This window comes from Clostridium sp. 16K-1-R1 (genome assembly GCF_023921145.1).
In the GTDB taxonomy this organism is placed as follows: Bacteria; Bacillota; Clostridia; order Clostridiales; family Clostridiaceae; genus Sarcina; species Sarcina perfringens.
Window position 1 is genome coordinate 3,050,581 of sequence record NZ_CP046515.1, and the last position, 15,505, is coordinate 3,066,085.

The 15,505-nt window shown below is 29.0% G+C and carries 12 protein-coding genes; 3 read left to right on the forward strand and 9 right to left on the reverse strand.

The genetic code is table 11. The features are described 5' to 3' along the window. Positions 1-46: 46 nt before the first annotated feature. The 9 genes from mfd to purR all read right to left on the reverse strand — a co-directional run bounded on the left by mfd (position 47) and on the right by purR (position 11,596). Positions 47-3,553, reverse strand: a complete 3,507-nt coding sequence (mfd, locus tag GOM42_RS13795; protein ID WP_057232190.1) for a transcription-repair coupling factor — start codon at positions 3,551-3,553, stop codon at positions 47-49. Between the two features lie 30 nt (positions 3,554-3,583). Further along, entirely contained in the window at positions 3,584-4,150 is a 567-nt protein-coding gene (gene pth / locus GOM42_RS13800; protein ID WP_003450588.1) for an aminoacyl-tRNA hydrolase, read from the reverse strand. Positions 4,151-4,275: 125 nt separating this feature from the next. Beyond that, positions 4,276-5,433, reverse strand: a complete 1,158-nt coding sequence (locus GOM42_RS13805; protein ID WP_003462949.1) for a PDZ domain-containing protein — start codon at positions 5,431-5,433, stop codon at positions 4,276-4,278. A 20-nt stretch (positions 5,434-5,453) separates the two neighbouring features. Continuing rightward, positions 5,454-6,863, reverse strand: coding sequence for a HAMP domain-containing sensor histidine kinase (locus GOM42_RS13810; RefSeq protein ID WP_003462996.1), 1,410 nt, complete (start codon positions 6,861-6,863; stop codon positions 5,454-5,456). Next, positions 6,863-7,549, reverse strand: a complete 687-nt coding sequence (locus GOM42_RS13815; RefSeq protein WP_003450635.1) for a response regulator transcription factor — start codon at positions 7,547-7,549, stop codon at positions 6,863-6,865. The genes GOM42_RS13810 and GOM42_RS13815 overlap by 1 nt, the downstream gene beginning before the upstream one ends. Before the next feature lie 270 nt (positions 7,550-7,819). Then, positions 7,820-8,779, reverse strand: a complete 960-nt coding sequence (locus GOM42_RS13820; RefSeq protein ID WP_003456820.1) for a ribose-phosphate diphosphokinase — start codon at positions 8,777-8,779, stop codon at positions 7,820-7,822. Positions 8,780-8,835: 56 nt separating this feature from the next. Then, on the reverse strand, positions 8,836-10,200 hold the full coding sequence (gene glmU / locus GOM42_RS13825) for a bifunctional UDP-N-acetylglucosamine diphosphorylase/glucosamine-1-phosphate N-acetyltransferase GlmU (protein ID WP_003456738.1): 1,365 nt from the start codon (positions 10,198-10,200) through the stop codon (positions 8,836-8,838). 209 nt (positions 10,201-10,409) lie between these two features. Further along, positions 10,410-10,682 (reverse strand): septation regulator SpoVG, encoded by a 273-nt coding sequence (gene spoVG, locus GOM42_RS13830; RefSeq protein WP_003450704.1) that lies wholly within the window; start codon positions 10,680-10,682, stop codon positions 10,410-10,412. A gap of 110 nt (positions 10,683-10,792) precedes the next feature. Next, positions 10,793-11,596: a pur operon repressor gene (gene purR / locus GOM42_RS13835; protein WP_003456678.1), complete on the reverse strand. Its 804-nt coding sequence runs from the start codon at positions 11,594-11,596 to the stop codon at positions 10,793-10,795. 360 nt (positions 11,597-11,956) lie between these two features. Between purR and murC the strand changes: the two genes are divergently transcribed. The 3 genes from murC to GOM42_RS13850 all read left to right on the forward strand — a co-directional run bounded on the left by murC (position 11,957) and on the right by GOM42_RS13850 (position 15,495). Then, entirely contained in the window at positions 11,957-13,330 is a 1,374-nt protein-coding gene (murC, locus tag GOM42_RS13840; RefSeq protein ID WP_003463013.1) for a UDP-N-acetylmuramate--L-alanine ligase, read from the forward strand. A gap of 211 nt (positions 13,331-13,541) precedes the next feature. Further along, entirely contained in the window at positions 13,542-14,561 is a 1,020-nt protein-coding gene (locus GOM42_RS13845; RefSeq protein WP_003450734.1) for a LacI family DNA-binding transcriptional regulator, read from the forward strand. 115 nt (positions 14,562-14,676) lie between these two features. After that, entirely contained in the window at positions 14,677-15,495 is an 819-nt protein-coding gene (locus GOM42_RS13850; RefSeq protein ID WP_003456857.1) for a purine-nucleoside phosphorylase, read from the forward strand. The last annotated feature ends 10 nt before the right edge of the window (positions 15,496-15,505 follow it).

Consider the following 15,505-nt stretch of genomic DNA (forward strand, 5'->3'; position numbering starts at 1 on the left):
TATTTTAGTATATCAATGTTACAGTAATATTTCAATTTATAAATTATTAATTATTTAAAGCTATTAACTTATCTAACATCTCTTTAAAAGTAGATAAAACATCTTCTTTTTTCTTGTCCTTCACTCTATATAAAATTGTTGGTTTATCTCCAAATTCAATTAATATATCATCTTTATATTCTTCTAAAAGTACTTTAAATATTCTCTTATCTGTTCTTTCTCTACTTTCAAATATAAATATTACATCTTCATTCTTTTCTTTTATTTCTTCAATATTTAAAAGTTTAGCTTTACTTTTTATATAAGCTATGTCCATAAGATTATAAACTGTATTTGGTATATTAGAAAATCTATCTTCTAATTCCTCTCTAACATATTCATAATCCTCTTCATTTTCTATAGCAGCAATTTTCTTATATACTTCAATCTTTTGAATTTCATCTTTTATATAACTTGAAGGAATAAATGCATCCACTTTTAAATCTACAGTTGTCTCTACTGGCTCTCTTTCTATTTCACCCTTAACAATTTTTATAGTGTCTTCTAACATTCTACAGTATAAATCATATCCTATAGCCGCCATATGCCCATGCTGAGCTGATCCCATCATATTTCCAGCTCCTCTTATTTCAAGGTCTCTCATGGCTATTTTAAATCCTGATCCAAGCTCTGTAAAATCTTTTAAGGCTTTAAGTCTCTTCTCCGCTACCTCAGTTAATACCTTATCTCTTTGATATAAGAAATATGCATAAGCAACCTTGTTACTTCTACCAACTCTTCCTCTTAATTGATAAAGCTGAGAAAGTCCCATTTTATCTGCATCATTTACTATCATTGTGTTTACATTTGAAATATCAATTCCTGTTTCTATTATGGAAGTACATACTAAAACATCATACTTTCTTTCCATAAAGTCTATCATTTCAGTTTCTAACTGTCTCTCTGTCATTTGTCCATGAATTACAGTTGCCTTACACTCTGGAACAAGTTCTTGTATATAATTAGCTACCTCTTGAATACTTTCAACTCTATTATGAACAAAATAAACTTGACCATCTCTATTAATTTCTCTTAAAATTGCATCTCTAATAAGTTGATCATTTTGTTCTACAACATAGGTTTGAATAGGATATCTATTCTCTGGTGGAGTCTCTATTACAGAAATATCTCTTACTCCTGTAAGTGACATATGAAGAGTTCTAGGTATTGGTGTTGCACTTAAAGTAAGAACATCAACATTCTTCTTAAAACTCTTAATCTTTTCTTTTTGAGCCACTCCAAATCTTTGTTCTTCATCCACAATAAGAAGCCCTAAATCCTTAAACTGAATATCCTTAGAAACAAGTCTATGAGTTCCTATTAATATATCAACATTTCCTTCTTTTAAAGCTTTTAAAGTTTCTGTTTGTTGCTTCTTAGTCCTAAATCTACTTATCATATCAATAGTTATAGGGAATCCTGCAAATCTTTTTTTCATATTCTTATAATGTTGCTCTGCTAATATTGTTGTAGGAACTAAAAATGCTACTTGCTTTCCTTCCATTACGGCCTTAAATGCGGCTCTAATGGCAACCTCTGTTTTTCCATATCCAACATCACCACAAAGTAATCTATCCATAACTTTGTTTGCTTCCATATCACTCTTTATATCTTCAATAGCTGATAATTGGTCTGGTGTTTCTTCATATGGAAATTCATCTTCAAATTGCTTTTGCCATTGAGTATCCTTTGAGAATTTATATCCCTTTACAGTAGATCTCTCAGCATATAATTTTACTAAGTCACCAGCTATGTCATTTATGGATTTTCTTACCTTAGCCTTAGCTTTTTGCCACTCATTTCCTCCTAATTTACTTATCTTAGGAGAAGCACTATCTGATCCAATATATTTTTGAACTAAATCTAATTGTTCAACTGGCACATATAATTTATCACCTTTTGAATATTCAATGTCTAAATAATCTCTTTTATGTCCTTGAACTTCTATTTGTTTTATTCCTTTATAGACACCTATACCACTATTTACATGAACTACGTAGTCTCCTGGCTTTAACTCAGCAAAACTCTTAATTTTAGATACACCTTTTGATTTTTTTCTCTTAGTTTTTTTAGCTCTTTTACCCTCACCAAAAACACTCTTATCTGATATTAAACAAAGTTTTATATCTGGGTACTCAAATCCTTTATTCTGCTCTCCAAATGTTATTACAACTTCTCCATTATTTATTTCATCAACTTCGTCTTTATATACACTTTCTATCTCTAATTCTCTTAAAGTGTTTACTAATCTTTCTCCCCTTGGTCTTGTTCCTGAAAGTATTAAAGTTCTAAATCCATTTTTCTTATTCTCTTTTATATCATCTATAAGCATATCAAGTTGACCTTGATATCCACTTTTAGTACTTTGTTTCACTTCAACTTTGTTTAAGGATTCTATAAATCCACCATCTCCAAAAGGAGCTAGATTTATTACTTTATTTCCCTTAAATGATTCTTCTACCACCTCAGCACTTAAGCTTAAATTAATTTGAGAAGGTAATATGCTTCCTCTTTCTAGGAAGGCTTCATAGTTTTCAGTAAACTCAAATACAGTACTTTCTAACTTTCCCTTACATCTTTTAGCGTCATCAATTATAAAGGTATAATTATTTAAATAATCAAATAATGTTGCTGGTTTATCAAAGAAAAATGGGAGATAACTATCTATAGTTTCAAAGCTCCAATTTTCTTGTAATGATTCTATATTTCTTTCTATTAATTTTCTAAGTCTCTCTTTTATTTCCTTATCAGAAACTTTGTTTTCAAAGTCAGAAAGTTCTTTTCTCATCTTTTCTATAGCATGTTCTATAGTTTCTTTACTTAATATAACTTCCTTAGCAGGGAATATTTCTGCCCTCTTTACCTTTTCTATACTTCTTTGTGACTCCACATTAAAAGTTCTAATAGAATCAACTTCATCTCCAAATAACTCTATTCTAAAAGGATTAGCAGAATTAGGAGGAAATACATCTAATATTCCTCCTCTTAATGAAAATTCACCTTTTCCTTCAACTGTCTCTAATCTTTCATAACCTGATTCAATAAGTTTATGAGAAATCTCTTTAAAATCGACTTCATCTCCAACTTTAATTTTTAATATATGACTTTTATAAAGCTCCTTAGGTGTATAAGTTGCTGCAAAAGCATCTATAGAAGTAACTATAATTTTTTTAGTGCTTCTTAGCATTTCCTTTATAACCTTTAACCTTGCCCATCTTAAATCACCAGAAATAGCATCTATATTGTAAAACACAATCTCTCTTGAAGGTAAATAATACACATTAGGTAAGTAAAAAGATAAATCCTCATATATATTTCTAGCTTCAATATCATTATGCGTAACAACAACTATAGGCTTATCTGATTCCTCATATATACCATTTATAAAATATGATTTTCCCGAATCAGATAAACCATTTATCATTACTGGATAATTTCCGCTTTCCATAAAGGATTTAACCTTTTGAAAAGCCTCACTATTTAATAAGGGAGCCATTAACCCCTGTAACCTCAATCTAAACACCACCATTCTAAAATAAATAAACTATTCTATATTAACTCCATTAAATTTATTCATTGATTCCTTAGCATCATTTTTTACAATTTCAACTATTGCATCACTTACTACTGGAATAACCTTTTCTATATGTTCCCTATCTTCCTTTGAGAATTTTCCTAAAACGTGATTTACTAAGTTATCTTTAGGTTGTCCTACACCCACTTTAACCCTTGGGAATTTATCTCCGCCAAGATTTTGTATTATGCTCTTGATTCCATTATGCCCACCAGCACTACCTTTTTCTCTTATTCTTAATCTTCCTATATCTAAACTTATATCATCATAAACTACTATTATTTCATCATCTTCTAACTTATAAAAGTTAGCAAGTTCTCTTATACTTTCTCCACTTAAATTCATATATGTTAAAGGTTTTAATAAAATAACCTTTTTATTCTCTATAAATCCTTCACCGCAAATACCTTTAAATTTTTCCCTATTTACATCAATATTATACTTATTTGCCATATAATCAATTACATCAAATCCAATGTTATGTCTAGTTTGCTCATATTGTTTTCCCGGATTTCCTAATCCAACTATTAAAATCATATTAACCTCCATGTTGATTAAATTCTTAATTTTTAATTAAATCATTCTTTAATTATACTTTTACTATTAATATAAAACAATAAAAAACCCCTCACTAAATTATGTGAAGGGTTATATTCTTTTAATCAATTTAAAGTTACAGAAATATCCTTTGTGGTATCTCCTCTTATAACTTTAAGTTTAATTATGTCACCTACAGAATGTTTTTTCAATAAGTCAGCTAAGCTTTCTATATTCTTAACCTTCTCATTATCAGCTTCAACTATTATATCAGTTGGTTTTATTCCTGCATTAAAGGCATTGCTACCTTTATCAACATCTTCTACATAAATTCCATAAATATTGCTCTTTTCATCTGCAACAGTAGATCCTGTAACTCCTAAGGTTACGCTTGCAGTTACGCCACCTTTTCTTATTATAGAATCTGCTATTCTTAAAGCATCATTTATTTCTAAGGCATAATATATTCCTGGTTTAGAAAATTTATTAGTAAAATATAAACTATTTATACCAATAACAACTCCATTATAGTCACATAATATACCACTATTATTATCTGAATTTATTAAAGAATTAGTTTCTATAAGATCAAAGACCTTAGAATCAGAATGACCTTCTTCTCCTACGCTTGTTTTCTTTATAGGCGCACTAACTATTCCATTAGATACAAAACCTACAGGTTCCTCACTTGTTGTATTTCCTAAGGTAGCAACTTTTTCGCCTATTTCTAGAACCTCTAATTCTGATGTTGAAATACTTTTTAATCCATTAGCCCCTATTTTTAATACTGCAATGTCAGTATCCTTATCAAATCCAACAATTCTAGCCTCAAAAGGACTTATATCATTACTTGATATTTTTACATAGACTTTTGAAAAATCCTTTATTGCACTATAACTAGTTATTATGTATCCATCTGTTCTTATGATAGATCCAGAAACATTTTTACCATCATCTTTTCCTATAGCTAAGTTATTACTATCATCACCGATTGTAACTAAACTACATCCTGATTTATTTACTAAATTAGTTATATCATATCTACCATCTTTTATTTCATTTAAAAGATTTGCTTTTTGCTCTTTCATGGTTAAATCTTTAGTATAGTGTTTAAAGGCAATAAAACTCACTAAAACAACTAGAATAACAAAACTAATTAACTTTAATAAGCTCTTTATCCAAAACCTTTTTTTATCCTTTTTAATAACTATATTGTCATAGTTTTTTTCATTTACTCCATGGAGATCCTTCCCCTTTTTAGAGTTCTTAAAAAAATTCCCCATAAAGACCCCCTATGCAATACTTATTTAACTTTAGTTAAAGTAAAATTAAATCTAACACCTTTTATTTCACCATTTTTATCTTTGACATTTTCAGCCCAAATATCTTCTTCTAGTTGCAGTATTATATTTCTCACAATAGATAATCCTAACCCTGTACTAGTTTTATTACTTCTTGCCTTGTCAACTTTATAAAATCTATCCCAAATATGAGTTAAATCATATTCATCTATTCCTTTACTAGTGTTAAATATGCTAACAATAATCTTACTTCCCTTTGTTTTAGTTGATATTTTAACTTCACCATTTTCATCACAGTATTTTATAGCATTATCAACTAAATTAGTAACAACCTGTATTAATCTATCATTATCTCCATAAACATATAATTTTTCGCTCTCTAAGAGAACTTCAATTTTTATATTTTTACTTGCAGCCTTTTGATTCATCTTTAATACAGTTGTCTCTATAATTCTATTTAATTCTAACTCACTTATATTAAACTCTAGTTTTCCAGCTTGCATAGCAGATAAATCTAGTAAGTCATTTATAAGTCTAGTTAATCTACTTATCTCATCATTTACTATAACAAGATAATATTCTTCTTTATCTTTAGGAATAACTCCATCTAATATGGCAGTTATGAAGCCCTTAATCGATGTCATTGGTGATCTTAACTCATGAGATACATTAGATATAAATTCCCTTCTATTTAGTTCTGCCTCCTCAATAGAAGTTGCCATTATATTAAATGATTCAGCTAACTCACCGACCTCATCATCATAAGAAACATTAACTCTATTTCCAATTTCTCCGTTAGCAATCTTTTTAGCAGCATTATTTATAACTTTTAAAGGTTTTATGATTATCTTTTTTGAAATAAAATATATTGCTAATCCAGAAAAAATTATAGCTATAGCTACACACATCCATACAATTTGATTAATTCTAACAAGAGAATCTGATAAAGCACTCAAAGGAGTAACTATTGAAACAGCGCCTGTAAATACCCCCTTGTAGAAGATAGGTTTAGAATATATAAATTCATTTTTTTTCTTCTGCTCTATAGGAATATTTTCCTTTAATGTTTTCATATCATTATCATCTATTTTTGTGCGTTTTAAATAATCATATTTTTCATTAGAAACTGAATATATGTAACCATAACTATCAATTAAATAAATATCTGCTTTTAATGAATCTCCTATAAATGATATAGATTTATCTAATTCACCTAAAGTAGTTTCACTATTCATAAATGAATTTACAACTTGTTCTATAACTTCCGCTTCTCCAGATAAAGTTTTTAATCTTTCTTGATAATATTCTTCTCTAAACAAGCTAGAAAGTATTATACCTACAATAAAGAAAGTAATGCATATTGTTACGCTTAGTGTTAAGATTAACTTTGGAACTAAGCCACGACATCTCATTATTTCACCTCAAATTTATACCCAACACCCCAAACAGTTTCAAGTTGCCAGTCTTCTCCACCGTTTAATTTTTCTCTTAATCTCTTTATGTGAACATCAACAGTTCTTGAATCACCTGGGTAATCATATCCCCAAACTTCACATAATAATTGATCTCTTGTGAAAACTTTATTCTTGTTGCTTGCAAGATAGTGTAAAAGTTCAAACTCTTTAGGTGGAGTCTTAACTTCTTCTCCATTGTATATAACTTTATATGAGTTAGCATCTATAGTTAAACCTGGGAAGTTTAATACTACATTATCTGGCTCTTCTCCTGAATATCTTCTCATAACCGCTTTTACTCTAGCTAATAATTCTTTTGGTTCAAAAGGTTTAACTACATAGTCATCTGCACCGATTTCTAAAGCTAATACCTTATCAAAAGTTTCTCCTTTAGCAGTTAACATTATTACTGGAACGTTACTATCTTTTCTTATCCACTTTAATACTTCCATTCCATCAATTCCAGGTAGCATCATATCTAATACAACTAGGTTAGGGCTAAAGTTAACAAATTCTTCTTTAGCAGCCTTTCCATCATGAGCTACTTTAACGTTATATCCTGTAGTTTCTAGATACATTTTTATGACTTCACATATATTCTCATCGTCGTCTACAATTAAAATCTTTCCTAATAAACCTTCCATAAAATTCACCTCTTAAAATCCTTTCTGTAACTATTCTACATTTGTCCTTATTTTATGCAGTTTTATACTTTAAAAACATGAAATATTTTCATTTAACATATTATTAATGTATATAAATAAAGTGTAAAACATTTATTGATTTTTATCAATTTATAATTAACAAAATTATTTTATTTTTACATTTTAATCAAATTTAAACGTTTTTGTTTAAAAAAAGTTTCAATTTTTAGTGATTTTATAAAAAAAAGAGCGACATATGCGCTCTTTTTTTTAGTCTTGGAATAATCCACTTAATGGTTCATCATCATAAATTCTATTTATTGCATCTGCCATAATTGGTGCAACTGATAATGATTTAAACTTATTTAAACCTTCTCCCTCTGGAAGAGCTATAGTATTTAACATAACTAACTCTTCAATAGCACTGTTATTTATTCTTTCAAATGCAGGACCTGATAATACTCCATGAGTACAACAAGCATATACATTTTTTGCTCCTAAATCTTTAAGAGCATTAGCTGCATTAGTTATTGTTCCTGCAGTGTCTATCATATCGTCTATTAAGATACAAACTTTGTCCTTAACATCTCCTATTATATTCATTATTTCAGATACATTTGCTTTTGGTCTTCTTTTATCAATTATAGCTATTGGAGCATTAAGTTTATCTGCAAACTTTCTAGCTCTAGTTACTGAACCTAAATCTGGTGAAACAACAACTACATCATCTCTATCAGCTAATCCTTTTTCAACAAAATATTTTGCTAAAATTGGTGAGCCTAATAAGTGATCTACTGGTATATTAAAATAACCTTGAATTTGTGCTGCATGTAAATCCATAGTAAGAACTCTATCTGCACCCGCTGCTGTTAATAGGTCAGCTACTAACTTAGCTGTTATTGGATCTCTTGACTTAGCTTTTCTGTCTTGTCTAGCATATCCATAGTAAGGTATAACAGCATTTATTCTTCCTGCTGATGCTCTTTTAAAGGCATCTATCATTATTAATAACTCCATTAAGTTATTATTTACAGGACTACAAGTTGATTGAACTATAAATACATCGCAACCTCTAACAGTTTCTTTTATATTTACTGATATTTCTCCATCACTGAAAGTACCAACTTCAGCTTTACCTAGAGGAATGTTTAGCGCCTTTGCAATCTCTCTAGCTAATTCTGGATGAGAATTACCTGTAAATATTTTTATGTTTTTTGAATGATTTTCCATTTAGTGAAGACCTCCTTAAAATTAAACCTAGCCTTTGGCATTTGTATATTTAATGCTTATTTAAGCTTTTTTCTTTCAACCCAGCCCTCTATGTTTTGTTGTTTAGCTCTTGCTATTGCTAAACTTCCTTCTGGAACCTCTTTAGTTATTGTTGATCCTGCAGCTATATAAGTATTATCTTTTACTTCTACAGGTGAAACTAAATTAGTATTACATCCTATAAATGAATCATCACCTATGATTGTTTTGTGTTTTTTCTTTCCATCATAGTTAACTACAACTGTACCGCATCCAAAGTTACATCTTTCTCCAACTTCAGCGTCTCCAATGTAAGTTAAGTGTGATACCTTTGTATTATTTCCAATTGTTGATTTTTTAATTTCAACAAAATCACCAATTCTAACGTGTTCTCCAATATTACTTTCTGGTCTAACATAAGCAAATGGTCCTACAGTTGTTTCATCACCTATTTTACTATCTAAAATAACTGAACTTTGAATTTCAACACCATTTCCTATTGTACTATTGTTAATTCTTGAATTAGGATATAAAACACAATCCTCTCCAATTACTGTTTTTCCTTCTATAACATTACCTGGATAGATTATAGTGTCCTTACCAATAACTACTTCTGGTTCTATATATGTGTTTAGAGGATCTATTATAGTAACTCCATTATCTAAATGAGTTCTATTTATTCTATTTCTCATTATGCTTTCAACTTTAGCAAGCTCAGCTCTTGAATTAACCCCTAAAGTTTCTTCAAAATCTGTGATCATTGCTCCAACTTTCTTGTTCTCTTTCTTTAATATTTCTATAACATCTGTTAAGTAATATTCTCCTTGAGCATTATCATTTGAAAGTTGTTCTAAAGAAGTTAATAAACTTTCTATATCAAAACAATACATTCCTGCATTGATTTCTTGTATTTTTATTTCTTGTTCATTACAATCTTTATGTTCTACAATTTTTTCAACTGATTCACCATTTCTAACTATTCTTCCATAGCCAGTTGGATTTTCTATCACTGATGTTAACAGTGTAGCTGAATTCTTTTCATTGATATGTGTATCAACTAAATTCTTAACAGTTTCAGGCTTTATTAAAGGAGCATCTCCTGTAAATATAGCTACTACTCCTGTTTTTCCTTCTAAAAAGTCTTTTGCACATTTAACAGCATGGCCAGTTCCTAACTGCTCTGCTTGTAAAGAATAACTAACATTTCTTGATGTAGTTCTTTCTTTAACTAATTCAGCACCTTTTCCTATTATTACATTAACATCATCTATCTCTGCATTTCTCATAGCATCAATAACATGATTAACCATTTCTTTTCCACAAGCTTTGTGTAGAACTTTTGGTAACTTAGATTTTATTCTAGTTCCTTGACCTGCTGCTAATATTATAGCACATTTATTCATAAAAACACCTCTTTGTGATACTCATTTTATTATATAAGCTATACTATTTAAATTTAATCTCTTATTTTTTTCAGAAATCTTCAAATTTCTCATTTTCAATTATATGTTAATAAATTACTTATTTCAATAATAACTTATTAATGCCATTTACATGGAATTTATTATGTTAGACAAAAAAATAAAAGGAAGATATCTTCCTTTTATTAAAATTATTCTTGCACATCTAAGTTTTTAACCTTTTCATATTCATCAAGAATAGCTTTTTGAATTTGCTCTCTAGTTTCTGTATTTATAGGATGAGCTATATCCTTAAACTCTCCATCTGGTGTCTTTCTGCTAGGCATTGCTATGAAAAGTCCATTTTGTCCCTCTATAACTTTAATATCATGTACTACGAATTGATTTTCAAAAGTTACTGAAACTATGGCTTTCATTTTACCTTCTGCAGATATTTTTCTAATTCTTACATCTGTAATATTCATTATGGTACACCTCCAGTTGTTGTTATTATGTATATTCTATGAAAAATATAGAAATCCTTCTTTTTTTCATATTTTTTGTAAATTATTCTTTAACACAACAACTGTAGAAATTACATAGATGGTACCATTTTCACTCCATCCTCATTTATCTCAACAATATCAATTAAAGATACATAATCTTTTGTTATTTTGTTTGTTGATAATTTATTGTCTATTAATACTCCAATTCCCATAAGCTCAGAATCGAATTCTTTTAATAAATCAACTAAACCTTTAGCAGTTCCGCCGCCTCTCATAAAATCATCTATAAATATGCATTTGCTTCCTTGCTTTAATGATTTTCTAGATAAACACATTTGTTGTATTTTGCCTGATGTTCCTGAAACATAGTTTATTGAAACTGTAGATCCTTCTGTTACTTTACTATCTCTTCTTGCTGTTATTAATTGTACTCCTAAGCATTTAGCTACTTCGTAAGCTAATGGAACTCCCTTAGTTTCCACAGTTATCACATAGTCTATATCCATATCTTGAAAATAAGATGCTAATATAATAGAAGCTTTACTTATTATACTTGGATTAAACATTATATCAGTAACATATAAAAAATTACCTGGAACAACTCTATTGCTTTCACTTGCAATATCACATAATTCTTCTAAAAACTTTCTTTTTTCTATTTCTCCTACTTCTGGAATATATCTTATTCCACCAGCAGCACCAGCTATTGTCTCAACTTTTCCCATAGAAAACTTAGATAACACTTCTCTAACAATAACTATATCTTCACTTATAGTTGATTTAGCTGCATTTAAAAGATCTGAAAACTTATTTAATCCTATTATTTTATTAGGATTTTCTATAAGAACTTTTGTTATAATCGATACTCTACTATTTCTACTTAACTTCTCCATATTAATCACCTGACCTATATAAATTTCCCAGTATATATTTTCCACTTATAATTCATATTTTATTCTTTATAAAACACATATATTTTTATAAATATTTTTCTTCTTATTCTGCATTTAAAATAATTATAACAAACTTTGTTAATACTGTTAACCGGTTATGTATCACTCATTGCGAATTTTAAGACTTTTTTCTTGATAATTATTAAGTTATTCTATAATAACTATATAAATATTTGTCAGTTATTTTTAGCACTAAACTAAATAAATTTTCATAAAATGATTTTAAAAAGAATTTTTTTGTGTGCTTTTCCAAAAAAGTGTATATAATTATTAGTGTATATAAGTAAAGGAGTTGATATCTTGTCTTTCGATTTATTAAAAGATATTAATAAAAAAGTTCATTTCATAGGAATTGGTGGAGTTAGTATGAGTGGCTTAGCTGCTGTATTACTTAACGCTGGTTACAAAGTTTCAGGATCTGATTCAAAAGAATCAGAAATTACTAATAGATTAAAAGAAGAAGGTGCAAAAATATACATAGGTCACAGTAAAGATAATTTACAAGATGTTGATGTAGTTGTATATACTGCAGCAATACCTAGCGATAACCCTGAAATAATTAAGGCTAAAGAGGATAATCTTATTTTAATGGACAGGGCTGAATTTTTAGGACAAATTATGAAAGGTCATAAGTTCAATGTTGCTGTCGCTGGAACTCACGGAAAAACTACTACTACTTCAATGATTTCTCATGTTGCCCTTAGTGCAGATCTAGACCCTACAATATTAGTTGGTGGAGATTTAGATATTATTCATGGAAACTTTAGAGTTGGAAACAGTGAATACTTTATAACAGAAGCTTGTGAATATAAACAAAGTTTCTTAAGATTCTTCCCTTATGTTGGAATAATATTAAACATAGATGCAGACCATCTAGATTTTTATAAGGACATAAACCACATAAAAGATACATTTAAACAATTCGTTAGACTTATACCTAATGATGGATATATCATAGGAAATGCTGATGATGAAAAAGTTATGGAAGTTCTTGAAGTAGCTAAATGCAATGTATTAACTTATGGAATTAATAATGGGGATATACAAGCTAGAAATATAGAGTTTAATGAAAAAGGTTGTGCTACTTTTGATGTATTTAGAAATGAAGAAAAACTTCTTTCTCTTTCTTTAAATGTACCTGGTATGCATAATGTATCAAACTCATTATCAGCTGTATGTTTAGCAGAAATATTCAATATAAACGCTGATGCAATAGTATCAGGACTTTCATCTTTTGGAGGAGCTCATAAAAGATTCGAATATAAGGGTACTAAAAATGATATAACTGTTATTGATGATTACGCTCACCACCCTGTTGAAATAAAAGCTACTCTAAGCACAGCTAAAAAAATGAATCACAATAAAATAGTTTGTGTATTCCAACCACATACTTACACAAGAACAAAAACTCTATTCAATGATTTTGTTAAATGTTTTGATGATTGTGATGAGCTTGTTTTAATGGATATATATGCAGCTAGAGAAAAAGATTTAGGTGAAATAAATTCAGATCAATTAGGAGATGCTATAAGATCTCATGGAGTTAAATGTACAAATGTACACTCTCATGAAGAAGCATTAGAATATGTAAATGCTAACTTATCAAAAGGTGACTTACTTTTAACAGTTGGAGCTGGTGATGTAGTTAAAGTTGGTGAACTTTTTTTAAACTAAATTAATTTAAAGACTATTTTATTAAAAAAATAGTCTTTTTTTATTTGCATTCTTATAAAAATAATGTTATCATTTACATGTAGTGATTCTCTCTTTGTACATTTGTGTGTAAGCGATAACACACAAATTTTAATTGAATTTATTTATTGGGAAATATTTGTTTAATTATTTTCCTAGTTAATCTATAATAATGTACAAGGGGGTGAATGAAATGTCTGTAACAATAAATAATATCGCAAAAGAAGCGGGAGTTTCTTTAGCTACAGTTTCTAGGGTTATAAATAATTCTGGATATGTTAAAGATGAAACTCGTGAAAAGGTTATGAAAGTTATAAATAAATATAACTATACTCCTAGTGCTATTGCTAGAAGTCTTTCAAAAAGTATTACTAATACTATTGGAGTTATAGTTCCTGATATTACAAATCCATTCTTTGGATCAATAATAAAAGGAATAAGTGATGTTGCAGAAGTGCATAATCTTAATTTGATTCTTTGTGACTCTAACGAGAGTATCGATAGGGAAATAAAGGCTATTAAAACATTAAAAGAACAAAGAATTAGGGGAATTATAATTTGTCCAACCTCTGTTGAAAATGATTTAAATAGCGAGTACTTAAAAGCTATTACAAATTTAGGCATACCAGTCATATTAGTTGATGGAAGTCTTAAATATCATAATTTTAACGGCGTTTTTGTGGACAACATTAAAGGTTCTTATGATGCTATCGAAGCTTTAATTAAAGCTAATCATAGGGATATAGCAATAATTACTGGTCGCATGACATCTAAACCAGCTCAGGACAGATTATTAGGATATGAAAAAGCATTATTAATGAATAATATTCCTATAAATAATGACTTAATTTTTTATGGAAATTATGAAGAAGAAAGTGGATATGAATGTACTAAGAAAATCTTAGCTATGAAAAATAGACCTTCAGCCATTTTTGTATGTAATAATCTTATGACTTTAGGTTGCTTAAAAGCTTTAAGAGAAGCAAACCTTGAGTTATCAAAAGATATTTCATTAATTTCCTTTGATAATATACCTATATTAGATACACTAGGTATAAATCTTAGTCACATAAATGGTCCAACTAGAGAACTTGGAGAGATTGGTATGAATTTACTAATAGAATCTTTAAATAATGACTCTAAAAAAGAATTAAATAGTATAATAATAACTCCTGAACTTGTTTTGAAAGGTTCAGAAAAGTTAATAAAATAATTTCAAGTTTAATTTAGAATTTTATACATTTTAAAGTAAGCGTTACCACATACTAGAAATATTCCACAATTAAAATCATTACTAAAATAAAATTTCATTGAAGAGGTGTAGAGTTATGGATTTATCAAACAAAATTAAAGCAGCTGCTGAGTACATAAAAGGTAAAAGTAAATATAACCCAACAATAGGATTAATATTAGGATCAGGGTTAGGAGCTATAGCTGATCAAATAGAAGATGCTGAATATTTCCCATACAACGAAATTCCAAACTTCCCTGTATCTACAGTTGAAGGTCATGCTGGAAGATTAGTTATAGGAAAATTCCAAGGTAAAGAAGTTGTTGCAATGCAAGGAAGATTCCACTACTACGAAGGTTACTCAATGCAAGAAGTTACTTGCCCAGTAAGAGTAATGAGATTATTAGGAGTTGAAACTTTAGTAGTTACTAACGCTGCTGGAGCAGTTAACAAAGATTATACTCCTGGAGATTTAATGATAATATCAGACCACTTAAATTTATCAGGATCAAATCCTTTAATAGGTAAAAACTTAAATGAATTCGGTACTAGATTCCCTGATATGTCAAATGCATATGATAAAGATTTAAGAGCTCAAGTTAAAGATATAGCTAAAAATTTAGGAATAGAAGTAAGAGAAGGTGTATATGCTATGTTTAGTGGCCCAACTTACGAAACTCCTGCAGAAGTAAGAATGGCTAGAATATTAGGAGCAGATGCAGTTGGTATGTCAACAGTTCCTGAAGTTATAATAGCTAACCACAGTGGAATGAAAGTTATAGGTGTATCATGCATGACTAACATGGCTGCTGGTATCTTAGAACAACCACTTAACCATGAAGAAGTTATGGAAACTTCAGCTAAAGTTAGAAAGACATTCATAGAATTAATGACTAACATTATAAAAGAGATTTAATAAAAAGTTA